Annotated in this window: 13 protein-coding genes; 7 read left to right on the forward strand and 6 right to left on the reverse strand. The window is 62.1% G+C overall.

Going from position 1 to position 25,794, the window contains the following annotated elements; translation table 11 throughout:
- Positions 1–2: 2 nt before the first annotated feature.
- The 3 genes from VJ651_RS05320 to VJ651_RS05330 form a co-directional block, all read right to left on the reverse strand.
- Entirely contained in the window at positions 3–2,933 is a 2,931-nt protein-coding gene (locus tag VJ651_RS05320; RefSeq protein ID WP_324106432.1) for a PAS domain S-box protein, read from the reverse strand.
- A gap of 260 nt (positions 2,934–3,193) precedes the next feature.
- Positions 3,194–3,829 carry a TetR/AcrR family transcriptional regulator gene (locus VJ651_RS05325; protein WP_324106433.1) on the reverse strand — a complete coding sequence of 212 codons (636 nt, stop codon included), beginning with the start codon at positions 3,827–3,829 and terminating at the stop codon, positions 3,194–3,196.
- A 63-nt stretch (positions 3,830–3,892) separates the two neighbouring features.
- Positions 3,893–5,620, reverse strand: coding sequence for an aldehyde dehydrogenase family protein (locus VJ651_RS05330; protein ID WP_324106434.1), 1,728 nt, complete (start codon positions 5,618–5,620; stop codon positions 3,893–3,895).
- A gap of 600 nt (positions 5,621–6,220) precedes the next feature.
- On the opposite strand from VJ651_RS05330, the gene VJ651_RS05335 reads away from it, so the two are divergent.
- Both VJ651_RS05335 and VJ651_RS05340 read left to right on the forward strand, forming a co-directional pair.
- A complete protein-coding gene (locus VJ651_RS05335) occupies positions 6,221–8,104 on the forward strand; it encodes a potassium transporter Kup (protein ID WP_324106435.1) in 1,884 nt (627 codons plus the stop codon).
- A 205-nt stretch (positions 8,105–8,309) separates the two neighbouring features.
- Entirely contained in the window at positions 8,310–11,654 is a 3,345-nt protein-coding gene (locus VJ651_RS05340) for an EAL domain-containing protein (protein WP_324106436.1), read from the forward strand.
- A 34-nt stretch (positions 11,655–11,688) separates the two neighbouring features.
- Here VJ651_RS05340 and VJ651_RS05345 read toward each other — a convergent pair whose 3' ends face one another.
- Positions 11,689–14,616 (reverse strand): PAS domain S-box protein, encoded by a 2,928-nt coding sequence (locus VJ651_RS05345; RefSeq protein WP_324106437.1) that lies wholly within the window; start codon positions 14,614–14,616, stop codon positions 11,689–11,691.
- Between the two features lie 401 nt (positions 14,617–15,017).
- On the opposite strand from VJ651_RS05345, the gene VJ651_RS05350 reads away from it, so the two are divergent.
- Positions 15,018–16,829: a PHA/PHB synthase family protein gene (locus tag VJ651_RS05350; RefSeq protein WP_324106438.1), complete on the forward strand. Its 1,812-nt coding sequence runs from the start codon at positions 15,018–15,020 to the stop codon at positions 16,827–16,829.
- Positions 16,830–16,962: 133 nt separating this feature from the next.
- Here VJ651_RS05350 and VJ651_RS05355 read toward each other — a convergent pair whose 3' ends face one another.
- Positions 16,963–17,367 carry a hypothetical protein gene (locus tag VJ651_RS05355; protein ID WP_324106439.1) on the reverse strand — a complete coding sequence of 135 codons (405 nt, stop codon included), beginning with the start codon at positions 17,365–17,367 and terminating at the stop codon, positions 16,963–16,965.
- A 359-nt stretch (positions 17,368–17,726) separates the two neighbouring features.
- Between VJ651_RS05355 and VJ651_RS05360 the strand changes: the two genes are divergently transcribed.
- A complete protein-coding gene (locus VJ651_RS05360) occupies positions 17,727–18,764 on the forward strand; it encodes a GGDEF domain-containing protein (protein ID WP_324106440.1) in 1,038 nt (345 codons plus the stop codon).
- A 25-nt stretch (positions 18,765–18,789) separates the two neighbouring features.
- On the opposite strand, the gene yedA is transcribed toward VJ651_RS05360, so the two are convergent.
- Positions 18,790–19,698: a drug/metabolite exporter YedA gene (gene yedA / locus VJ651_RS05365; RefSeq protein WP_324106441.1), complete on the reverse strand. Its 909-nt coding sequence runs from the start codon at positions 19,696–19,698 to the stop codon at positions 18,790–18,792.
- Positions 19,699–19,816: 118 nt separating this feature from the next.
- On the opposite strand from yedA, the gene VJ651_RS05370 reads away from it, so the two are divergent.
- The 3 genes from VJ651_RS05370 (at position 19,817) to VJ651_RS05380 (ending at position 25,783) form a co-directional block, all read left to right on the forward strand.
- Positions 19,817–20,263 carry an Lrp/AsnC family transcriptional regulator gene (locus VJ651_RS05370; RefSeq protein WP_324106442.1) on the forward strand — a complete coding sequence of 149 codons (447 nt, stop codon included), beginning with the start codon at positions 19,817–19,819 and terminating at the stop codon, positions 20,261–20,263.
- Positions 20,264–20,426: 163 nt separating this feature from the next.
- Positions 20,427–21,941 carry a methyl-accepting chemotaxis protein gene (locus VJ651_RS05375; RefSeq protein WP_324106443.1) on the forward strand — a complete coding sequence of 505 codons (1,515 nt, stop codon included), beginning with the start codon at positions 20,427–20,429 and terminating at the stop codon, positions 21,939–21,941.
- A 284-nt stretch (positions 21,942–22,225) separates the two neighbouring features.
- A complete protein-coding gene (locus tag VJ651_RS05380; RefSeq protein ID WP_324106444.1) occupies positions 22,226–25,783 on the forward strand; it encodes an indolepyruvate ferredoxin oxidoreductase family protein in 3,558 nt (1,185 codons plus the stop codon).
- Positions 25,784–25,794 lie beyond the last annotated feature (11 nt).

A 25,794-nucleotide genomic window follows, 5' to 3' on the forward strand; every position in this document is an offset into this window, starting at 1 on the left:
CGCTAGGTATTGCGCAGGTAAAAGCGGAAATTGTCCTTGGTGCTGTGCTTGACCGCATACATGGCAGCGTCCGCATGCTTGAGGAGCGCATCTTCATCCTGACCGTCATCCGGGAAGACGCACAGCCCGGCGCTTGCGGTGACATAGTGGATCTGGCCGGCGAGCATCACCGGCGTGCGGAGCGCCGCGACGAGCTTGCCCGCGATGGCGCTCAACTGTTCGGGGTCGCCGACCTCCTCGACGATGACGACGAATTCGTCGCCTGCCAGGCGCGCGACGAAATCGCTGGCCCGCACGTTCTCGCTGAGACGCTTGGCGGTCTCCTTCAGCAGCACGTCGCCTGCGTCGTGGCCGGATGTATCGTTGACGGCCTTGAAGTGATCGAGGTCGATGAACATCAGCGCGAACTTGCGGTTGTAGCGCCGCGCCTGCTGCACCTGATGGCTGAGCATCTGGTTGAACATCATCCGGTTCGGCAAGCCGGTCAGGATGTCGTGGCTGGCGAGATGGCGGATGCGTTCTTCCGCCAGCTTTCTTTCGGTGATGTCCTTTCCGGTGCCACGATAGCCCGCGAGACGACCCTCGGCATCGCGGATCGGCAGGCCGCTGACACTGAGATAGCGTGATCCCGCTTCCGCGGCCTGCGTCTTCAGCACCAGTTCGTAGAATGGCCGGCCTTCGGCGAGCTGGCTCTGATGTTCCAGCCATTGCTCCAGCGAGATGTGATCGAAAGGCAGTTCCCACAGCGTCTTGCCCAGATAATCCTCCGCCGCCATGCCGGTCTTGGCCAGCACGTCGCCATTGATCTGGACGAAGCGATAGCGGATGTCCTGTTCCCAGTACCAGTCGGAGGACAGCTCGGTCAGATCGCGGAAGCGTTCTTCGCTGGCGCGCAGCGCCGCTTCCATCTCCCGTCGCGCGGTGACATCGCGCAGCATGCCGCGAAAGCCGACCGGTTCTCCTTCGTCATTCCTGATCAGCAGGACGGAACCTTCGCACAGCAGAGTATCGCCGTTCTTGTGCAGCAGCACCCAGTCGATGCCTTTTTTCGGGATGCCGGTACGAAAGACATCGTTGAAGTTGGCGAAGACATAGGCCACGTCTTCCGGCTTGTGATACTGCGAATAATTCAGGCCGAGGATTTCATTCATGGCGTAGCCGAACATGCGGCAGAACGCGTCGTTGCACAGCAACAGCGTGCCGGTCAGATCGACCTCGTAATAGGCTTCCTCGATGCTTTCCAGGATGGAGCGGTATTTCTCTTCGCTGGCGCGCAGCGCTTGCTCGGCCTCATAGCGCGCGGTGATGTCGCGGCAAATGCCGCGAAATCCGACCGGCTGTCCGCGGGCATCGGCGATGAGCTGCGTCGAGGCCTGGGCGATGCCCGTCGTGCCGTCCTGTCGCAGGAGGCGGTACTCGGCGAGTTCCCCCGGCTGGCCGCTGCGGAACACCGCATTGAAAACGCGGTAGAGCGAGGCCGCTCCCTGCGCATCGGTGTAATCGCGATAGTTCTGGCGCAGCAAATCCTCCTTGCTCGCCCTGTGCATGCGGCACAGCGCATCGTTGACCACCGCGTAGTTGCCCTGCAGGTCGACCTCGAAGTAGCCGTCATTCATGTTTTCCAGAATGCTGCGGTATTTTTCTTCGCTGGCGCGCAAGGCGTCGATGGCTTTTTGACGTTCCGTCTCGCGCTCGAAGTTGTCGAGCGTAAACACGATATCCTGCGCGATGCGCTCCAGCAGCTGGACAATCTCGTCGTCGAACGCATCCCTATGCCTGGAATAGAGCAGCAGCACGCCGACCGACTGCCCTTTCCGGATCAGCGGAAAGGCGGCGCCGGCGGCGGCCTGCTCCTTGCCGGCCGCCTCGCGCCACGGGCCGGAACGCGGGTCGTTCAAGAAGTCGTTGATGACGCAGGCTTTCTGGCTGCGAAATGCGGTGCCGACCAGGCCGTGACCTTCCGGCCTGTTCTGGTCGAAGGAAATATGCAGCGCGCGCAAGGTGTCGGCGCCGATGCCGGCCACCGCGACCAGCTTCGCCCAGTCCAAGTCGGTGTCGGGCAGCAGGATCGACGCATTGACGATCTGTCCTCCGCGCACTGCCACCTCGCACACCTGCTGGTACAGCTCTTCCGGACTCTGCGCATGCAGAATGACTTCATTGGTGCCGCTGATCGCCGCGTACATCTGTCCGAGCCGTACCGCTGCCCGCTCGGCGCGCTTGCGGCGGGTGATGTCGCGGCCGATGCTGGTGATGATCCAGCGGTCTTCGAAGCGGATCGCCTTGCGCTGGATTTCGAACAGAAACAACTCTCCCGCGCGGTTGCGCGCTGTGCCTTCGGTGGTCCTGCCGATACCGCCCGCGGCGATCATTTCGTCGTAGTCGGCCTCGATGGTCTGGCGATCGGCCAGCAGCACATCCGCCGGTCCCATGCCCAGCAACTCGTCGCGCGTGTAGCCGGTCAGTTTGCACGCGGTGTCGTTCATGTCGATGAAACGCATGGTCTCGCGATCGACGAGCACGATCGGATCGCCCGAGACATCGATCGCTGCACGAAAACGGCGCAGCTCCGTTTCGCGCTGCTTTTCGATGGTGGTGTCGTGCATGACGCCGCGATAACCGGTGAACAGTCCCGCGTCGTCGAACACCGGCTCGCCGGACAGCATGAGAAAGCAGGTTCCGGTCTTCCCGCCTTGCCATGACCATGCGGCCTCGCGGAAGGACTGGCGGCGTGCGAAGCAATCCTGCCAATCCTTCCAGCTGGCGGATTCATGGGCGATGCCGGCGATATCCCAGGGTGCCTTGCCGAGCGCGGACTGGATGGCATCCGCCCCAAGACCCAGGCGCGTGCTGGTGCACTGGATCAGCGTGAAGCGGCATTCCGCATCCTGCTCCCAGTAAGCGTCCGCACAGAGCGCAATCAAGCTATTCATGGTCGGGTCTCCAGCTTACCGGCGCACCGCGCATCCGGACGCGGGAATAAGCAAATCTTTTCATTCCTCTTTGTTCTGTCAGTGCATCGCCAACAACGACAGGCGGAACGCGATACACCCTCCCGCTCAAGGGGACTTGTGCCGCGTTCCGCCAGAAACAGCGATTCCGCATTCAAGTTGCCACAAGGAAATTTAAAAAGCAATCGTCCCATCGGACGATGTTGCTTTGACGAAAATATGCAAGGGCGTGCGCCCCCACCCTAATGGGGGCGCATCAGGCTGGCGAGCCTTCTTTTCCATTCGGTCAGCGCACGCTTGTCGCCCGCGACGCGCTGCTGCAGGCAATAGCGGAACCAGCCATCCAGCATCAGGTACACGCTCAGCGGATCGGCGGGAGAAAATATCCCGCCGCCGCCCAGCGCCTCGACTTTCTCGACAAAGCGGCCGACGATGGCGGTGAGCTGTTCTTCGAGGTCATTGACCACCGGGCGGAAGGCTTCGTCGAACAGGGCCTGGGCGCGGATGTCGTACCACAGCCGATGGGTGTGAGCATCCTCGTCGACGGAGCGCACCAGCGCATCGGAAAACTGTTCGAGCAGGTCATCGAGCGTGTTGGCCGAGTCGATGCGGTCGGCGAGGCGGCCGATGAAATCGTCCTTGTACAGGCGGACGCAATAGGACAGCAGTTCGGTCTTGTCGTCGAAGTAATAATGAATCGTGCCCAGCGACACCCCGGAGCGGGCCGCGATGTCACGCAGGTTGATGCGAGCAAAGCCGACTTCCGCCAGCGCGGACAAGGTGTGCAGCGCCAGTTCGCGCTTCTTTTCGTTCTGTTTGTCGGAGCCGGCGCGCCGCGCCGGCTGAAGTGTTGCAATGTTAGCTGCCTTGGAAGTCATCAGTCTCAATGCGCCGCGCGCAAGGTAGATGGAAGCGGATGCGCCATTCTACCTTGGCCGAATTCATCCCAGCAGGGCGTGGAAGAAAATGCGCGGTAGCTTGGCGAAGCTCGGCCGGTACTGGAACTCGGTGAGCAGCCGGCCGATCCTGTCGGCGCGCCGGTTGGTCACGAACCATGGCGGACGCGGCAGCATGGCGAAGGACAATCGCAGCAAGCCGCGCGGGAAAGGCTGGAACGGCGCTTCGATCACGGTGCGCTGGGGCTTGTCGAACAGCAGCGTGTTGTGCACGGAACCGATACCGCTTTGCACATCGTCCAGCGTATGGCCGGGGAAAGCTCCCCACGGCGTCGGCGCGGAGAGGAAGCCAAGTCCGGTCCAGGCATTGACCGCGATGCAGCCGTAGTGCAGGTCCGCAATGATCTCGTCGAAGCGCTTGCGCCCGATTTCGCGGATGGTGGCCGGATGAATCAGGATGTTCGCGCCCAGCGTGCCGTACAAATGCTTGTTGGCATAGTCGATAGCGGCGATGAGGAAGCTTTCCGCATCCTGTGCCGGCAATTCGGTCACGGCCAGTGCCGGGCCGAACACTTCATCGCGTTCGGTCGGGCAGCTGACCGAGGGCGAGAAAGCGGTGATCACGCATTGGTCGGCGCTGGACGGCACCGCGCCCTTGTTGCCGACGGCGCGCAGAAAACCGGCGAGGCGATTCTGGACACCCGGGTAGTACAGCTTGCGCGGCGCCGTCGCGGCGATGGTCTTCCTGACTTTCAGCAGGAAATCCGATTTGAGCATCCAGTTCTGCGGCAGCACCAACACCTGGCAGGCGATGCAGTTGAAACCGGAGTTGTGCAGCTTTTGCGTGGCCACGTGTTCGGCCTGGAAGGCGATGTCGGCCTTCGACCACGGGCCGGGGACCACGATGGTCGGGCACACCGCGCCGAGCTCGGACGTGATGCGGCGCTTGTTCTTTGGCGTGCCGGCGCGCTTGTTGGCCGCCCCTTCTTCTCCGCTGCCCCACACGATCTGGTCATGCGCGGCGCCGGAGCCGGTGATGTGGATCTCTTCCACCAGCGGATGGTTGCACAAGTACTGGCCGACGCTGACGTCGCCATGCACGATGCGCAGGAAGCCGCGGCTGATGAGCGGCATCAGCGCGGGGATGAGGAACTCGGTCAGGTATTCGTTGACCGGATTCATCTTGATGATGGCTACCTGGTTTTCCGCGAACAGCTTGTGCAGGCCGTCGAGCGGCGCGATGGCCGCGATATTGCCGGCGCCCAGAATCAGCGCCAGCTTGCCCTCGTGCCGGCTGCCCGGCGTGTAGATCGAGGCCGTGTTCTGCGCGAGGTTGGCGCGCGTGACGCCCGGCTCCATCCAGACGTCGGCATGGACGCCGCTCAGCAGGAGGCGGTCCCACAGGGAATGCGGAACGACCCTGGCTGCCAGTTGCCCGTTGGGCAGCTCGCGCAAGGGCACGCTCGCCAGATGCATTTTCCCTTCCACCTTCGACAAGGTCTGCATCAGCGCATTGCAGTAGGCCATCACGGCGTAGGGACCGGAGATCCATTCCTCGCCAGCCACCGGCGAGCCCTCGGGAATGCCCTTCTTGCGCGCCGCGGTTTGCGCCCACGCGGCCGCCACCGGCATCAGGCATTCCTTAATTTCCGCCAGCAGCGCGATGCGCTCGGCGACGGACACCTTGGGCCAGACATGCTTCTTCTCATGCAGGGTCTTGACGGCCTGTTCGATTTCGACAGGAACAAGATTGATTTTTTCATCGAGAGCCATGGCGAGTTTTCCTTATTGTCGTGCAGCGGGTTGAGGACAGAGGATGGATGCAGGCAGGCGATACCAGGACTGCCGCGAATGAACGAGGGCTTGACGCTTCTCGGCCGGAATGGCGAGTGGATGAAGGTGTCGCGGGGACGGCTTTGCAGCCCGCGCCGGGATGGTGAAATTGGATCGCATGTCTCCTCCTTTTTGGATGATTTTTTCGCCATCCTAGGTTAAATCTGGACACTTGTCCAAATTTTTTTGAAGAAGACAACTTTGTCCTTGCGCAAACGCCTGCAGCCTTTCCCGGACCGACAGATGACGAATTGATAAGCTTGTCGGCCATTCACTTCGCAGCTCTTCGCGGGTCCGAGGCATCGACAGGAACTGACCGCGGTTGTCGCATGCCGATCACAAGGTACGTAGGGTGCGTAGGGTGCGCGCCTTCGAACAGACACTGCTCGACACGCTTGCGCAGGTTACGGGCGGATAATGAACATATCGCAGGTGCAGCAAAAATCGACACGGAGACATCGCTTCCAATTGCACATGCAGAATGCACAAATGGGATAACATTTCTCTTTTTGCACCGCAACATGTTTAAAGGGGTCTGTTTTGACTTCGCATTCTCGTCCTGAAAAAAGCAGTCTGGCCGCCCTTACCCTCGCCGCCATCGGCATCGTGTACGGCGATATCGGCACCAGCCCTCTTTATACGATGAAAGAAGTGTTTTCCGAGGTGCATGGCCTGCCGCTGAATCCGGCCAACATACTTGGCGTGGTATCCCTGATTTTCTGGGCACTCACCATCATCGTGTCGTTGAAATATGTCACGCTGATCCTGCGTGCCGACAACCGGGGCGAAGGCGGCATCATGGCGCTGGTGGCGCTGGCCTTGTCCTCGATTCCTGCCAGGTCCCGCTGGTTTACGCCTCTCATGATGGTCGGCGTGATCGGTGCGGCGCTGTTTTATGGCGACGGCGTCATTACCCCGGCAATTTCGGTGCTGTCAGCCATCGAAGGGCTGGAAGTGGCAACGCCGGCGTTCAAGGCGTATGTGGTGCCATTGACAATCATTGTGCTGGTTGCGCTGTACGCGCTGCAGAGCACGGGCACGGCAGGCATCGGAAAATGGTTCGGGCCGGTCATGCTGGTGTGGTTCGCATTGCTGGCAGGCATGGGAATTGTCAATATCCTCCATACCCCGGCGATCCTGGCTGCGCTCAATCCTTTGCATGCCTTCCATTTTCTTGCGCAGAACGGCTGGCTGGCTTTCGTCGCCCTCGGCGCGATCGTGCTCGCGGTCACCGGGGCCGAGGCACTGTATGCGGACATGGGGCATTTCGGCAAGTCGCCGATCCAGACCGCGTGGTTCGCCGTGGTGTTTCCCGGTCTGGCGCTGAACTATTTCGGCCAGGGAGCAATACTCCTGTCCAATCCGGAGGCCGTGTCGAATCCGTTTTACCAGCAGTTGGGCGCATGGAGCGTTTATCCGCTGGTCGTCCTGTCGACGATCGCAACCGTGATCGCCTCGCAGGCAACCATCTCCGGCACTTTTTCGATCACGCAGCAGGCCATCGCGCTCGGCTTCCTGCCGCGCATGAAGGTGGTGTACACGTCCGAGCGCGAGATGGGGCAAATCTATATTCCGCTGGTGAACTGGATGCAATTAACGGCAGTGGTACTCGCTGTCGCCGGCTTTGGCTCTTCTTCCGGCCTGGCCTCTGCTTACGGTATCGCAGTGACGGCGACCATGATGATGACAACTGTTCTGACCTTCTTTGTAATCCGCTACGGCTGGCATTACAACTTGTTGCTATCCCTTGCCGCCACAGGTTTCTTCCTCGCCATCGATATCACCCTGTTCTCCGCCAACACCTTGAAGATCATGCACGGCGGCTGGTTCCCGCTCGCGCTGGGCGCGATCGCCGTGACCGTGATGCTGACCTGGCGCGACGGACGGCAATTGGTATACGAGAATCTGAAAAGGCATCTGGTGCCGATCGACGATTTCCTGCAATCCCTGTTCATCAGCCCGCCGGCGCGCGTGGAGGGCACGGCAGTCTTCTTCCGCGCGGAAGGCGACGGGGTGCCGCACGCAATGTTGCACAATCTCTCTCATAACAAGGTGCTGCATGAAAGAACGGTGTTCCTGACCGTGTTCAATGCCGACATTCCCACCATTCCGCCGAAGGAGCGCGTGAAGGTGCGGCCACTCGATCATCAGTGTTACCAGGTGGATGTGCATTACGGCTTCAAGGACGACCGCGACATCCCGGCCGCGCTGGCATTGTGCAAGGAGGCCGGGCTGGATTTCGACATGATGTCCACCTCCTACTTCATCGCCCGCCAGACCGTGATTCCGCGCGTGGGCAGCGGCATGGCCTTCTGGCGCGAGTCGCTGTTCGCGACCATGTCGCGTAATGCGCGCGACGCGGCGGATTACTACCGCGTGCCCGCCAACCGTGTGATCGAGCTGGGCACGCAGGTCGAAATATGAGCATGACGGTGCGCAATCGCAACACAGAAAGCATTTCCAAAACGCAATGACTTCGACTAAGCTTGTAGGGCCTCGGGCTGGATTGATTTTCTGACAGCGCGTCCCGCCCCTCTCACGGCGTCGGGCATCGCATGAATTGCGCTCCTTGCTCGCGCTTGTCTGGCGCAGCAGTGCATAAAGCGGCTTCTCCGTTCAAATGGGCGACATGGAAAACACCGAAAAGACTTCAGGGACGGCTGTGTCACCGGCATGGCGCCGGCGGCTTTCCCTGAAGACCAAGCTGATCCTGATCACGGTGGGACTGTTCGCCTGCTTCATCTGGCTGCTCACCTTCTTTTCCGTCACGGTCCTGAAAGGCCAGCTCGAAGAAGTGCTGCGCGATGAGCAGCTCGCCTCCACCCGTCGTCTTGCCGCCGAACTGGACATCAAGCTCAACGAACGCGTCGACAGCCTGGCCAAGATTGCCGCAAAATTGCCACCGGATTTGAGCGAGCAGGCGCTGGATGCCGTTCTGCCGCGATTCGGCGCCTTGCATATCGTGTTCTCCGGCGGCATCGCGGTGATCGGCCTGGACGGCAAGACTATTGCCGATTTTCCGGTGGCGCCCGGGCGGCGCGGCACCTGGTTCGGCGACCGCGACTACTTCCGGCAGGTGGTGCAAACCGGGCATCCCTATATCGACAAGCCGATCATGGGTCGTGCGCTGAAGCGCCCGGTGCTCGCGATGGCGGTTCCGATCTTCGACAGCGCAGGCAAGCTGCGCGGCATCATGGCCGGCATCACCGACCTGACGGCGCCCAACTTTCTCGGCATGATGTCCGAGCCCTCGATGGCGGGTAAAGGCGAGCTTTTCGTCTTTTCTCCCAAGGACAAGCTGATCATTGCCGCCAGCGATCGCCGGCGCGCGATGACCGAGTCCTCCCCGCGCGGGGCGAACCTCATGCTCGACCGCTTTGTCGACGGCTTCGAAGGCTCAGGCATCGCCACCAACTCGCAAGGCATCGCCAAACTGTATTCCGCCGTGCGGGTGCCCGCCGCCGGCTGGATCGTGATGGCGGCCCTGCCGACCGACATCGCGTTCGGCCCGGTGAAAACCATGCAAACCTGGCTGTACGCACTGGCCGGCATCATGAGCCTGCTGGCCGTCTTGCTGCTGCGCCGGACCACGCGAAGCCTGCTGGCACCGCTGGACGATCTGGGCCATGCCATACGGCACATGATCGGCGGCCAGGCCCCGATGATGCCGATGCCGGTGGCGCGCGCCGATGAAGTCGGCGAACTGATCAGCAACTTCAACCTGCTGGTCGAGGATCGCGGGCGCTATGAAACCGCGCTGGGCGAGAGCGAGCGCCGCTTGCGCAAACTGGTCGAGAGCGCCCCGGACGCGATCATCGTGCAGACGCAGGGCCGCTTTGCGTACGTGAACCCGGCAGCCCTGCGCCTGTTCGGCGCGACGTCGCGCGAACAGTTGCTGGGTCGCCCGATTGCCGAGCGCACGCACCCCGACAGCAGCCAGTCGATGGAAGAACGCATCCGCCTGCTCAACCAGGAAAGAAAGACCGTACGACCGCGCGACGAACAGCTGCTGCGTCTCGACGGCGCGCAGATCGACGTGGAAGTGTCGGCCGTGCCCTTCCTGTACGAGGACGAACATGGCGCGCTGATGTTCGTGCGCGACATCACCGAGCGCAAGCGCGCCGAACAGACCCAGAAAAAACTCAATCGCGCCCTGCGCCTGCTGAGCGACTGCAACATGGCGCTGGTGCATGCGGAGCGCGAGCAAAGCCTGCTGGATGAAGTCTGCCGCCTGATCGTCACCAAGGGCGGCTACCTGATGGCCTGGGTCGGCTACCCGGACCAGGATGCGCAAAAGTCGGTGCGCCCGATGAGCCATTTCGGCCTGAACGAAGGCTACATCGAAAGCGCGAACATCTCCTGGGCCGATACGGAACGCGGACAAGGCACGACCGGAACCTGCATGCGGACCGGAAAAATACAGGTGAACCCGGATTACTACAACAATCCGACCATGGCGCTGTGGCGCGATGCTGCCATGGCACACGGCTTCCGTTCGAACATCGCGCTGCCGCTGATCGGCGCGCATGGCATCTTCGGCACGCTCTCCATCTATTCGTCCGATGCCGGTTCCTTTGCGGAAGACGAGGTACGCCTGCTGGAAGAGCTGGCTACCGACCTTGCATTCGGCATCACGACCTTGCGCGAACGCAGTCAGCGCGAAGCGGCCGAGGAGAGGCTGGCTTTCCTCGCACACTACGATCCGCTCACCCATCTTCCCAATCGGGTGCTGCTGCGCGACCGCTTCGAGCGCGCGTCGAGCGCCGCCGCGCGCTCCATGCGCAGTGTCGCGATGCTGGTGCTCGATCTGGACAACTTCAAGCGCGTCAACGACAGCCTCGGCCATGAAGTCGGCGACCAATTGCTGCTGCGCGTAGTCGACCGCCTGCAGCACTGCATCGGCGAACGCGACACCATCAGCCGCCAGAGCGGCGACGAGTTCGTGATCCTGCTGCAGGATCTCGCCGATACCGGCGCGGTCGGCCGCATCGCGCAATCCCTCCTCGACGCGGTGACCGAACCCTTCGAAATCGGCCAGCACACGATCACCACCTCGTTCAGCATCGGCATCAGCATGTACCCGAGCGACGGCCGCGATTTCGACACGCTGCTCAAGCATGCCGACACCGCGCTCTATCATGCCAAGGACAACGGACGCGACACCTATCACTTCTTCGCCAACACGATGAACATCGACGCGCTGGCGCGCATGCAATTGCACAGCAACCTGCGCAAGGCGGTGAAGAACCAGGAATTCCTGCTGCATTACCAGCCGCAGATCGATATCCCGAGCGGCGCGATCGTCGGCGCCGAGGCGCTGGTGCGCTGGCGCAGCGGCGAGGAAGGCCTGATCGCGCCGGGGCGCTTCATCCCGCTGGCGGAAGAAAGCGGGATGATCGTGCAGATCGGCGAATGGGTGCTCAACGAGGCATGCCGCCAGACCATGGAATGGATCAATGGCGGCATGGCGCCGCTGGTGATTGCGGTCAATCTCTCGGCGCAGCAGTTCCGGCGCGGCGATATCGTCGATACGGTGCAGCGCGCGCTGGCGCAATCCGGCTTGCCGCCGTCATTGCTGGAACTGGAGCTGACCGAATCGATCCTGCTGCAGGAAACATCCATCGTGATGGAGACGCTGTACAGGCTGAAGGAACTCGGCGTGCACCTCTCGATCGACGACTTCGGCACCGGCTATTCCAGTCTCGCCTATCTGAAGAAGCTGGCGGTCGACAAACTGAAGATCGACCAGAGCTTCGTGCGCGACGTGGCCGACAACCCGGACGGCGAGGCTATCGTCAAGGCCGTCATCCAGCTCGGCCATGCGCTGCAGTTGTGCGTGGTTGCGGAAGGCGTCGAGACCGATATCCAGCTCGATTTCCTGCGCGCGCATGAATGCGATCAGGCGCAGGGGTACCTGATCGCACGCCCTGTCCCGGCGCGGGAATTTGCGGAGTTCGCGGCGACGCGCAAGTAACAGGCCGCTGAAAAAGGCGGCGAGCGGGCCGACGCTAATGCAGCCCCTTGTTTCCCACCATCTCCCGCAGATTGGGGATCCGGTTGATCCGCGACAGGCTTCCGTCCATGATCATCGCCTCGAACTGCGCGGCGGGAAGCGGTGGACTGAAAATGAAGCCTTGCGCACTGGTGCAATTGCGCGCCTTCAGATAGGCCAGTTGCTCCGCCGTCTCGACGCCGCCCGCGCTCACGCCGATGCCGAGGTCGTGCGCCAGACTGATGATGGCCGAGGTGATCGCCGAGTCCTCGCGCCGGTGCGGCAGATGCTGCACGAAGGCCTTGTCGATCTTCAGCACGTCGATCCGGAAATCCTTGAAGTCGATCAGCGCGACCGTACCGGTGCCGAAGTTGTCGATCACCAGCCGGATGCCGAGCGCGCGCAGTTCCGTGAGTTGCTCCTTGATTTCCGGATGCTGCCCGAGCATCGCTTCAGGCACTTCGAGCTCGAGGTGGGCCGGCGCGATGCCGGCGTCGCGCAGTATGGACGGAATCAGCGCGACGAACTGCGGATCGTTGAATTGCCGCGCCGAGCAATTGATCGACAGGCGCAGGTCCGACAGCCCCCTCGCCTGCCACTGCCGCACCTGGTGGCAGGCTTCGCGCAAGGCCCATTCGCCGACTTCGATGATCAGGCCGCTCTGTTCGATGATCTCGAGGAATTCGCCCGGCAGCACGGTTTCCAGCTCGGAGGCATTCCAGCGCAGCAAGGCTTCCACCGAGGAGATGTTCCATTTTGCCAGATCGATCAGCGGCTGATAGTAGAGCTCGAACTGATGGTTCTTCAGCGCGCCGCGCAGGGCTGTTTCACGGTCGCGCTTCCAGGTCTGCTGCGATACCATGTCGGTCGTGTAGAACTGATAGGTGTGCCGCCCCGCTTCCTTGGCGCGATACAGTGCCAGGTCGGCACGCTTGAGCAGTTCGACCGAATTCTTTCCATCCGTCGGACAGATGCAGATGCCGATGCTGGCTCCGCTGATGATTTCGTGCGAATCGAGCCGATAAGGACGGCCGAGTTCGAGAATGAGTTTGCGCGCCAGCGTGTCGGCGGCATCCGGCTGCGAGGTGTCGGCCTGAATGACCACGAATTCGTCGCCGCCGAGACGGGCAACGAAATCGGTTTCGCGCAAGGTCGAACTGAGACGCAGTGCCACTTCCTTGAGCAGCAGGTCGCCGGCGTGGTGGCCGAAGGTGTCGTTGACCTGCTTGAAGCGGTCGAGATCGAGCAGCAGCAGCGCCAGCGGCACATCGTTGCGGCGCGACAGGGCGATCGACTGATGCAGTTGATTGCTGAAGTTGATGCGATTGGGCAGTCCGGTCAGGGCGTCGTGATTGGCAAGGAAATAGGTTTGTTCCGCCGCCAGCCGTTGCTCTGTCTGGTCGCGCATGATCTTGACGAAACCGCGCAGGCTGCCGTCGGGATTGTGCAGCGGCGTCACCACGCCGGTCGCCCAGAAGCGGGTGCCGTTCTGCCGCAAATGCCAGCGGTCGTCTTCCGAGCGGCCGGCGACGCGCGCCTCGTCCAGTTCGCGCATGGGCTCGCCCATGTCGCGGTCCTCCGCGGTGAACAGACTGGCGATGGGAATGCCGATCGCCTCGGTGGCCGACAGGCCGAGTATTCTTTCCGCGCCGGTGTTCCAGCTCATGATGGTGCCTGCCGGGTCCGTCGTCATGATCGCATAATCGGTGGACGCCTCCACCAGCAGGCGGAAGTCCTGCTGCGACCGCTTCAGCGCGCGTTCGGTTTCGACCTGGTGGGTGATGTCGGTATTGTTTTCAAGGTAGCGATACGGCTGTCCCTGGTGAAAGTCCAGCGCCCACTGGCTGAACACGATCAGTTCACGGCCGTCGCGGGCGGTGTGAATCACTTCACCTTCCCAGTAATGCTGCTGCCGCACGATGGCGAGGATCTCGTCGAGCGCTTGAGGAAAGCGCGTCTTGAGCAAGTCATGGCTGACCTGTCCGATCGCTTCGGCGCGCTTGTACTGATACAGCTTCTCGGCGCTGCGGTTCCAGTAGGTGATGACGTCGTCGGTGGTGCGCGCGAGGATGGCGTCGTGCGCAAGGTCGAGCAGGCTGGCCTGTTCCTGCAGTTGTCGCGCCTGCGATGCCAGCGCCTGTTCGCGCTGGCGCTGCTCGGTGATGTCGTGCAGGACGACGACGCCTCCCGCGAGAACGCCCTGACGGTCGAGCAAGGGACGGGCATTGATGCTCAGCCACACACCGTCCCGCGCAGGCCCGCCGCCGGGCAGGAAGGCGATCACGTCGTCCACATGTTCGCCCGCCAAGGCGCGCGCAGCCGGCATTTGCTCGGGCAGATAGGGCGTCTTGCCGTCCGGCTGCAGCAATACAAGGTCATAGAACGACAGCGGATTGTCGGGCCCGAGCGGTTCCATGTTGAGCAAGCGCTGCCCGGCCGGATTGACCATGATGAGACGCCCGGACAAGTCCGCGACGGCCACCGCTGCGGCCATGCTGTTCAAAATCGATGTCGTCAGGTAGGCCTGACGGTGCACTTCTTCTTCCAGCGCCTTGCGTTGCGAGATATCGCGCAAGGAAGCGAAGAAAATCGTCCTGTCGGGCGCGACGATGGGCGTTACCGTCAATTCCACCGGAATTTCGCGACCGTCCTTGCATCGCATCGGCAATTCGACCTGGCTGCCGCGCAGCTCGCCGTCTCCCGATTCAAGATAATGCTGCAGCCCGCGCTCATGCGCGGCACGATGGTGCGGCGGAATGAGGGTGTCGGTCAGGGAAGACCCGGCTACCTCCTGCCGCGACCAGCCGAAGATGCGTTCCGCCTGCGTGCTCCACTCGATGATCCTGTTGCCCTGGTCGGTTGCGATGAAAGCGTCCATCGCATTGTCGATAATCAGTCGATACAGTTGCTCGGCCTGGCTTGCCTCTTGGAACAGAAGTTTCATTGAACTTGATCTACCGTATCGAAATATTGGTGTGACATCACAATGCGGCCGGGGTTTCGACGGCGGGTTTTCTGAAGCAAGATGCGGACGCCGACTCGCCGTGCCGGTGTTGCTGACGATCCTCGATCCGACGGCCCGATTCCCGTCCGCATCTCGTTATTGCTTGACCCTGGTCAAGCCTGAAACAGGCTTCGGTTCCTAACATGGGAAGAAGGGTGGTGCATTGCAACAGCGAGCCTGAAACTTGTGCCGCAGCGGCAAACCTTCTCCGCCGTTTCGTGTCCATAGAGAGCTTGATGGCCGAGTTTTCGATGCAGTTCGCCCGGCCCTTCGCGTCCGATCGCTTTGCGGCGACGCACATACCAGCGTATCGGACGTGTTCTGACTTCTTGGAGAATCACATGGACAGACCGCGATCGAACCTGGAACAAGCCTTGCGGGTGCACGACCCGAAGGAAGCACACCTTCCCGCCCAGCCGTGGACCGTGAGCGACGTCGAACCGCCGGCGACGATCGACCGCCTGATCCATGCAAGCATGGGCCGCGCCACCGGCAGCATCTCCCCGGTCAGCCTGGCGCTGGCGTATCTCGACTGGGCACTGCATCTCGCCGAATCGCCGGGCAAGTGGCAGAAGCTCGGGGAAAAAGCGATGCGCAAGGCGGCGCGCTTTGCGATGTACTCGGTGCACGCGCAAACCGACCGGGATTGCGATCTCTGCATCGAGCCGCTGCCGCAGGATCGCCGCTTCCGCGGCGAAGCCTGGCGCCGCTGGCCGTTCAATCTGATTCACCAGAGCTTTCTGCTGAACCAGCAGTGGTGGCACAACGTGACGACCGGCATCGGCGGCGTATCGGCGCATCACGAACAGGTGGTCTCTTTTATCGCCCGGCAGTTGCTCGACACCATCTCGCCGGTCAACTACATCGCCACCAATCCCGAGGTGCTCGACACCACCGTGCGCGAAGGCGGTGTGAATCTGCTGCGCGGCGCGATGAACTTCCTTGAAGACTATGAACGCACGGTGGCCGGCAAGCCGCCGGCGGGCTTTGAAGATTTCATGCCGGGGAAACATGTCGCGATCACGCCCGGCAAGGTGGTCTACCGCAACCGCCTGATAGAACTGATCCAGTACGCCCCGACCACGAAGGAAGTGCATGCCGAACCGATCCTGATCATCCCGGCCTGGATCATGAAGTACTACATCCTCGACCTGTCGCCGCACAACTCGCTGGTGCGCTATCTGGTCAGCCGCGGCCATACGGTCTTCATAGCGTCCTGGCACAACCCGACCGCACAGGACCGTGACCTCGACATGGAAGACTATCTGCGCCTGGGCGTACTCGAAGCGCTCAACGCGGTCCAGGCCATCGTGCCGCAGCGCAAGATCAATACCGTCGGTTATTGCCTGGGCGGCACCCTGCTGGCGATGGCGGCCGCATACCTGGCGCAGATCGGCGACGAGCGCGTCAACTCCATAACGCTGCTGGCGGCGCAAACGGACTTCACGGAAGCGGGCGAGCTGACCCTGTTCATCGACGACAGCCAGCTCAACTTCCTCGACGACATCATGTGGAACCAGGGTTTCCTCGACAACCGGCAGATGGCGGGAGCCTTCCAGCTATTGCGCTCGCATGACCTGATCTGGTCGCTGGTGGTGCAGCAATACCTGCTCGGCGGACGCCAGACGGTCACCGACCTGATGGCATGGAACGCCGATGCGACGCGCATGCCGGCCCGCATGCACAGCGAATACCTGCACCGGCTGTTCCTGAAGAACGATCTGTTCGCCGGACGCTACAAGATCAACGGCCGGCCGATCTCGCTCGGCGACATCCGCGTGCCGCTGTTCGCGGTGGCGACCGAGACCGACCATGTCGCCCCGTGGACCTCGGTCTACAAGATCAATCTGATCGCCGACCCCGACATTACCTTCCTGCTCACCAACGGCGGGCACAATGCCGGCATCGTCAGCGAGCCGGGACACAAGGGCCGCCACTATCGCATGGCGCACAGTCCGTCCGGCACCAATTACATCGACGCGGAAAACTGGTTCCTGTCCAATGCCCCGGTCGAAGGCTCCTGGTGGCCGGCCTGGGCCGGCTGGGTGGAAAAGCATGCCAGCGGCATGACGCCGCCGCCGGAGATGGGTGCGCGCAGGAACGGTTATGCGGCACTGGGCGACGCGCCGGGCAGCTATGTGATGGAAAGGTAGGCTGAAGCGCGTCTTATGAATTGATGGATGAAGGCGTTTGTCCACGGAAGGCTCGGAAAACACGGAAGACAAACGTGTTTCAGGTTTGCCTTGCTCCCGGCGGAAGCTTGCGTGTTTTCCGTGGCCCTCCGCATCACTTGCCCTTCTCGCCCAGCTTCAATTCCGCCACCCGCACGAAGACATAGGCCACCAGCGCAAACACGAAGAACACCAGCAGCATCCAGGCGATTCCCTGCAAGGTCTCGATCACGGTGCGGTAGATCTCCAGCACCCAGCGCTCGAAGCTCAGCTCCATGATCTTCGGGTCCTTCTCCCAGCGCATCGGCGTTATGTATTTTTCAAGCTGATAGACGCGCACGCCGGCCGAGATGCCGACCACCAGGATGGCGAACTTCATGTACTTCAGCCAGGCGGCGCTGATCTCGTCGGCGATGATGCGCTTGAGGATGGCATCGAGCGGCCCGGCAAAGGCTTTCGCCACCGCGTAGGACACGCCGGACGCGACCAGCAGGGTTACCAGGAGCAGCAGCAAGAACATGAGTACCTCCCCAGGGAAAGAAAATCCGACTGCCATTGTAGCGGCTGGCTATGTTGCGATTCATGGGCCGAGTGCGCCGCTGGCCGCGCGGCGCCCGCTTTTTGGCTTGCCGGGCCATGGCAGAAATACGACAGCCTTCTAAAGTCGCATCGATTCGGGATAGAATAGCTGCAAGATCGCCTTCAACATAACCAGAAGGATCGATGCTGTTTCACTGTGCACTGCAACAAGCCGCGCCGCAACAGCCAGCCCGATCACACCGACTTGAGACATTTTTCTTCCATGCTGATCCACGTTCGCGCACGCCCTCTGCTGCACCTGGCTCACATTGCTAACGCGAACGGGCCGGAATTCTGATTATGGAAGCATTGCTCAAGCACCTGGTGGACATGACTTGCCAGCGTGATCACGTCCTGCTCGATACCTCGGTGGTCACCGCCTTGCACGAACTGGTCGGCGCGCAGCAGGTCCGGGTGCACGAGATTTTCCGCTTCCGCCACGAGCTGTTCCTGCGTCCGCGCGTCTGGATCAAGGACGACAAGGTGATTTCGGCGGAAGAGACGCTGGACATGGAAACCAGCGGCGAGCCGATCAACACCTATCCCTTCCTGGTGGACGGCATCAAGCAGCGCAAGAACTGCATCGAGCAAACGGCTGATGACGGCTCGCAGACCTTGTGGCTGCCGGTCTGGCTGAACGACAAGGTCAGCACCTGCATCGAGGTCAGCAGCCCGACCCCGTACAACAGCGACACGCTGCACATGATCGACGGCATCCTCAGCGTCTATCGCAATTATCAGAACATTCTCGACTACAGCGAACGCGACTCGCTGACCGGCCTGCTCAACCGCAAGACTTTCGACGAGAAATTTTCCAAGCTCCTGTCCTGCGCAATGCTGGAAGGCACGCCCAAGGACCAGCAGGAGCGCCGCCATCCGCATGACGGCGACATCAAGCAGTGGCTGGCGGTGGTCGACATCGACCATTTCAAGCGCGTCAACGACCAGTTCGGCCATCTGTACGGCGACGAGGTGCTGATCCTGGTGGCGAACCTGCTGCGCTCCTCGTTCCGCTCGCAGGATCGGGTGTTCCGCTTCGGCGGCGAGGAATTCGTGGTGCTCCTGCGCTCGACCACGCTGGACGATGCGCGCAAGATCTTCGACCGCTTCCGCGCCAACGTCGAGCAGCATGAATTCCCCCAGGTCGGCAAGGTCACGGTCAGCGTCGGCTTTGCCAGCATTTCCACCGAATCGCCGGTAGTCATTCTCGGACACGCCGACCAGGCTTTGTACTACGCCAAGGCGAACGGCCGCAATCGCGTCTGCTATTACGACGAACTGGTCAGCAGCGGCGAGCTGCACTCCGAAGTCTCGAACGTCACCGTCGAATTCTTTTAAGCGCCAGCGGCAGCACGCACGCTGTTCATTGCGTGGACGTGTTCGCCCTCAGCGACCTGCCGGCCGGCTTCGGCGCGGCCCGGGCGGTGGTCAGCAGCAGCACGCTGCCGAGAATGATCGCCATGGCCACCGTTTCGCGCGCGCCTAGCGATTCATCCGCCAGCCATACACCCAGCACCACGGCAATCACCGGATTGACATACGCATAGCTCGACGCCAGCGCGGGCGACACCTTGGACAACAGATACATGTAAGCCGAGAAGCCGGCCAGTGAACCGGCCGTGACCAGGTAAGCCCACGCGAACAGCGCGCGCTCGTCGAGCGTGACGATCGCTTCGCCCCGCAGCAAGCCGACGCACAGCAGGAAGCTTCCACCAACCAGCATTTCGCTGGCAAATCCCATCGCGCCCGGCGCGAGCGCCAGTTTCCGTTGCGACAGCACGGAGCCGAAGGTCCAGCATGCGACAGCGCCGGCCAGCGCAAGCGCGCCTATCGGCTGCGCGGCAAAGTCGCCGCTCCCGGCAAGCAGGACTGCCCCGGCAAAACCGGCCAGGATGCCGGTCCACTCGCGTCCGCTCGGCCAGTCGCCGAACAAGCCCGACCATAGCGCGAACATGAGTGGCGAGCTTGCGATGAATACCGCGGTCATGCCGGATGAGACGTATTGCTGCGCTACTGCGGTGAGGCCCATGCCGCAACCGAGCAGGAGGACGCCGACGATCCCTGCATCGCGCCATTGCCTGAAGCTGGGAAACGCCGCGCCGCGCAGCTTGAGCCACGCGAACAGCACCACGCCCGCCGCCAGGAAGCGCGTTCCCATCAACAGGAACGGAGGAAAGGAATGCAAGGCGAAGTGAATCGCCAGGTAGGTCGAGCCCCAGACCAGGTAGACGGTGATCAGGGCCAGCAGCACGAATTTGGGGAGGGTTCGCATATTGTTTTTCGAAGAAGTATGCGAACAGTGTATGCGCCAAAATGCTCGTTTTGAATAGATAATGCAAGGCAAAACCGCTCCACAACCTTGCCTTTCATCGAAATGAATGGACTTGACCATGAAAATCGAATTTGACGCGATGGACGTCAAGATCCTCGACATCCTGCAGGGCGATGCGCGGACCACGCTGGCAGAAATCGGCCGCCGCATCCACATGAGCCAACCTGCCGTTGCGGAGCGGGTCAAGCGCATGGAAGCCGCCGGCGTCATCACCGGCTACCATGCGCGCGTCAATCCGGCGGCGCTCGGTTACGGCATCACCGCCTTCATCCGCGTCTCCAGGCGCAGCCATGAAACGCCGGTCGAGGTGGTCGCGGCGCAAGTACCTCAGATTGTTGAATGCCATTCGATCACCGGCGATGACTGCAGCATCGTCAAGGTGGTGGCCTCCTCGGTCGGCGAACTCGAAAAAGTGATTGTCGAACTGACACGCTGCGGGGTGACCTCGACCTCGCTGATCCTGTCTTCCTGTATCGACCGCAAGGCGATCAAGCCGGTCGGCTAAGGCTGGCTGATAGTCGGTTGGCAGGCTGTTTCCGCGCGCTTTGACCTAGCGCAACGAAATCGGTAGCAGGCCGGACTACTTTCCGCATTACAAAGAAATCGTCATTCCCTCGCTGCGCCCCGAAAGGACTGAAATGCTTAACAGGATTTCCCTCAGATACGGCATGTATATCGGAGTCTTTGTCGCGGTGGCGCCGCTGATCCTGGTGCTCTTCTTCCAGATCTTTTTCAGCAGCAGCCTGCAGCAGCGGGTAGACCACGCGCTCGGCACCTACGATGTCGGATTGCAGGCGTCCGCACGTTACAAGGATTTCCTCAACGGCGTGTATCGTGACGCAAGCGCCGGCAAGCTTGGCGACGACACCCTGAAAGCCTTGAACGATGCAACGCTGAAGGCGGACGAACTGGCAAAGCTCGCGCCGGGTTCCACTGCCGGAGCGGCGAGCGAGAAGCTCGGCAAGCTGCGCTCGGCACTGGCTGCGAGCAACACGCCGGAATCCGTCACGGCGCTCAAGCCCGATGCTGCGGGTGCCGACGCGGCGCTGGCGAGCGCGGTAAGCGACATCAAGACGCAGCTGTCGGCCCTGGTCAGCGACGACAACAAGGCTGCGCGCACCAGGAGTTACATCCTGCTCGGCGTGGTCGGCATGACACTGGTGCTGCTCGCCTTCGTGATTCACCAAATGGTCACCGCGGTCACCAGGCCGCTCGCGCTGGCGGTGGAAGCAGCCAAACGCGTCGCGCAAGGCGACCTGTCGCACGACATCGAAGTCGATCGCCACAATGAAATCGGCGTCTTGCAGCAAGCCCTGTGCGACATGAACCATGCGCTCATCGCGATTGTCGGCGACGTGCGCCGCGCATCGCAGGAAATCGCGCGCGGCACCGAGGAAATCGCCAACGGCAACAACGACTTGTCGCGCCGCACCGAGCAGCAGAGCGCCAGCCTGGAAGAAACGACGTCCAGCATGGCGCAACTGACCGTGGCCGTCGGCCATAACGCCGACAATTCGCGCCAGGCGAACGAACTCGCGCAAAAGGCATCGCAAGTCGCTCTCAAGGGTGGCGAGGTGGTCGAACAAGTGGTCGGCACCATGGGTTCGATCAACGACAGCTCGCGCAAGATCGTCGAGATCATCGGCGTCATCGAAGGCATCGCGTTCCAGACCAATATCCTCGCCCTGAATGCCGCGGTCGAGGCAGCGCGCGCGGGCGAACAGGGCCGCGGCTTCGCCGTGGTTGCCAGCGAAGTGCGCAACCTGGCGCAACGCTCCGCCGCCGCCGCGAAGGAAATCAAGGACATGATCGGCAGCTCGGTCGACAAGGTCACCGACGGCACCCGGCTGGTCGAACAAGCGGGCAACACCATGCGCGAAATCGTCGGCGCGGTGAAGCATGTCACCGAAATGATGGCGGAAATCCAGGCGGAGTCCGCCGAACAGAAATCGGGCATCGAACAGGTGAATCAGGCGATGCGGCAGATGGATGAAATGACGCAGCAAAACGCCAGCCTGGTGGAAGAAGCGACGGCGGCAGCCGAAACCGTGCGCGAGCAGACCGGCAAGCTTGCGGCGGCCGTCGGCAGATTCACGCTGGGCGACGACCGGATGCTTGCCGGTCCGGCGCAAACCACGCCTCGACTTGCTTCGGGCGCCCATCTGAGACTTGCGTCGAACTGAAGCCTGGCACAGTCTGCCGGCCGGAGCAATCCGGGCCGGCAGCAAACATTGTCTTTGTTTCAATTATCCGGCCCAAGGGTTGGCGAGGCGTCTTTTTTTCTCCTGATTCACATTCCGCATTTGCCTAAGCACGCGGCTCCGGCTTACACTTCCATACATGGCAATTTCGCTACGCGATTTTGCCGGTACGACCGCCACAACGGTCCTGCAATCTGACAACCAAGCGCCTTACCCGGCGTGCCCGTTGCCAGACGCTATCCGAAAAACAATTTTGGAGACAGTTCATGCTCACCGATACAGCATCCCCTGCCGGGGTGTCTGACGGCGCCTCGCGCGCCGCCACCACCCTCGCGCCCGTCAAGCTCGACGACAAGTACACCAGCACCAGCGGCAAGATTTTCATTTCCGGCATCCAGGCTTTGGTGCGCCTGCCGATGATGCAACGCCAGCGCGATCTCGCCGCCGGGCTGCATACCGCTGGCTTCATTTCCGGCTATCGCGGCTCGCCCCTGGGCGGTCTCGACGAAAGCCTGTGGAAGGCGCAGAAGCTGCTGGAAGAGAGCCACATCAAATTCGTGCCCGGCGTCAATGAAGAACTGGCCGCCACCGCCGTGTGGGGCACGCAGACGGTCGACCTGATCGGACCGGCGAAATACGACGGCGTGTTCGCCCTGTGGTACGGCAAGGGCCCCGGTGTGGACCGCTGCGGCGACGTGTTCAAACACATGAACCACGCTGGTTCCGCCAAGCACGGCGGCGTGCTGCTGGTGGCCGGCGACGATCACGCCGCGTACTCCTCGACGCTGCCGAACCAGTCCGACCACATCTTCTCGGCCTGCATGATCCCGATGCTGTATCCCTGCAATGTGCAGGAATACCTCGACCTCGGATTGCATGCCTGGGCGATGTCGCGCTACGCGGGCTGCGCGGTCGGCTTCAAGGCGCTGGCCGATACCGTCGAGTCGACTGCCTCGGTCGATGCCGATCCGTTCCGCCTGCAGATCGCCTACCCGACCGACTTCATCATGCCCGAAGGCGGCCTGAACACGCGCCTGTCGACCGACACGCTGGGCGTGCAGGCGCGCAAGCAGGAAGCGCTGATGCAGGATTACAAGATCTATGCTGCGCTGGCCTATGCGCGTGCCAACAAGTTGAACCACACCACCATCGACAGCCCGACGGCACGGCTGGGCATCATCGCTTCCGGCAAGTCCTACCTCGACGTGCTGGAAGCGATGGAAGAACTCGGCATCGACGAGAAGATGGCCGCCGACATCGGCATCCGCGTCTTCAAGGTCTCGATGCCGTGGCCGCTGGAGCCGGACAGCGTGCGCGAGTTCGCGCAGGGCCTCGATGAAATCCTGGTCGTCGAGGAGAAGCGCCAGATCGTCGAATACCAGTTGAAGGAGCAGCTCTACAACTGGCGCGACGATGTGCGTCCGCGCGTGATCGGCAAGTTCGACGAGAAAGGCGAATGGGTGCATCCGCGCGGCGAATGGCTGCTGTCGCCGAAGGCCGATTTTTCAATTGCACAGGTGGCGCGCGTGATCGCGCAGCGCATCGCGCGCTTCCACACCAGCGATTTGATCAAGGCGCGCCTGAGCTTCCTGGAAGCGAAGGACCAGGTGCTGTCCAAGGCGGTCAACACGCCGCCGCGCCCGGCCTGGTACTGCTCCGGCTGCCCGCACAATACCTCGACCAGGGTGCCGGACGGCAGTCTCGCGCTGGCCGGCATCGGCTGCCATGTGATGGCGACCGCGATCTATCCCGAGCACAACAAGCTCACCACGCACATGGGCGGCGAAGGCGCGCCCTGGATCGGGCAGGCGGCCTTCTCCAAGCTGCCGCACGTGTTCCAGAACCTCGGCGATGGCACCTATTTCCACTCGGGCTATCTCGCGATCCGCGCGGCGGTGGCGGCGAATGTGAACATCACCTACAAGATTCTCTACAACGACGCGGTGGCCATGACCGGCGGCCAGCCGGTGGACGGCATCACCTCGGTGCCGATGATCGCGCAGCAGATGGCAGCCGAGGGCGTCAAGCGCATCGCGCTGGTGACCGAAGACCTGTCGCGTTACGCCGACCGTTCTTCGTTGCCGCAGAGCGTGACCCTGCACGACCGCAAGGAGCTCGATGCGGTGCAGCGCGAACTGCGCGAAGTGCCGGGCGTGTCGGTGCTGATCTACGACCAGACCTGCGCCGCCGAGAAACGCCGCCGGCGCAAGAAGAATGAATATCCGGATCCGCCCAAGCGTCTGTTCATCAACGACGCGGTGTGCGAAGGCTGCGGCGATTGCGGCGTGGCCTCGAATTGCACCTCGCTGATGCCGCTGGAAACCGAGTTCGGGCGCAAGCGCACCATCGACCAGTCCTCCTGCAACAAGGATTATTCCTGCGTGAAGGGCTTCTGCCCGAGCTTCGTCACGGTCGAGGGCGGCACGGTCAGGAAGTCGACCACTGGCAAGGCCAAGCAGGATGATTTCGGCCCGCTGCCCGATCCCGTGCTGCCGGCCTGCGATGCGTCCTTCAACATCCTGCTCAACGGCATCGGCGGCACCGGCGTGATCACCATCGGCGCGCTGATCGGCATGGCCGCCCATCTCGAAGGCAAGGGCGTGTCGGTACTGGACATGACCGGCATGTCGCAGAAGAACGGTTCGGTCACTTCGCACATCCGCATCAGCAAGACGCCCGGCGCGATCCGCGCACAGCGCATCGCCACCGGCGAAGCGGATCTGGTGCTGGGTTGCGACATGCTCACCGCCGGCGCGCAGGATGCGATTGCGAAGATGCGTCCGGGCCGCACGCGGGCGGTGGTCAACACGCACCAGCAGCCGACCGGCCATTTCACGAAGAACCCCGACTGGGCCTTCCCACTGGGCGAGGTGCAGGCGCTGGTCAACGAGTCGGTCGCCAACCGGGCCGATTACATCGATGCGACGAAGCTCGCCACGGCCTTGATGGGCGATGCGATCGCGACCAACCTGTTCATGCTCGGCTTCGCCTGGCAGAAGGGAGCGCTGCCGGTGTCCGAGGCGGCGCTGCTGCGCGCGATCGAACTGAACGGCGTGGCGGTCGATTCCAACAAGACGAGTTTCCTGTGGGGCCGGCGCGCGGCCGTCGATCTGGCCCGCGTCGAGCGCATCGCCCTGCCCGGCAAGCCGGTCACGCTGCACTTTGCGGAAAGCCTGAGCGGACTGGTTCAGCGGCGCGTCGCCTTCCTCACCGATTACCAGGATGCGGACTACGCGGCGCGTTACGAGGCCCTCGTCAATACGGTGCGCAAGGCCGAAGAAGGGCTCGGCAAGGGCGACAAGCTCGCTCGCGCGGTGGCGAAGGCGTATTTCAAGCTGATGGCGTACAAGGATGAGTATGAAGTTGCGCGGCTATATACGAACGGCGAATTTGTCGAGAAGCTGAAGCAGCAGTTCGACGGCGAGTTCAGCCTGAAATTCAATCTCGCGCCACCCTTGTTCGCGAAGAAAGACGGCAACGGGCATCTGGTCAAGGCGGAATACGGCTCGTGGATGTGGCAGGGCTTTAGGCTGCTGGCAAAGATGAAGACGCTGCGCGGCACGAAGCTGGACGTATTCGGCTACACGGCCGAACGCCGGATGGAACGCGCGCTGATCGAGGAGTATCGCCGCACGGTGCTGTCGCTGCTGGATCGCCTCGGGGGCAACAACTATACGTTGGCGGTGCAGATCGCCGCGCTGCCGGAGAAGATCCGCGGGTTCGGGCATGTAAAGGCGAAGGCGCTTGCGCAGTTCCGCGAAGAGCAAGACAGGTTGTTGAAGCAGTTCTCTGCGGGGCAATCGGGGCTGTCGCACGCTGCCTGACGTGATGCGCA

The sequence above is a fragment of the Noviherbaspirillum sp. genome (assembly GCF_035254865.1).
In the GTDB taxonomy this organism is placed as follows: Bacteria; Pseudomonadota; Gammaproteobacteria; order Burkholderiales; family Burkholderiaceae_D; genus Noviherbaspirillum.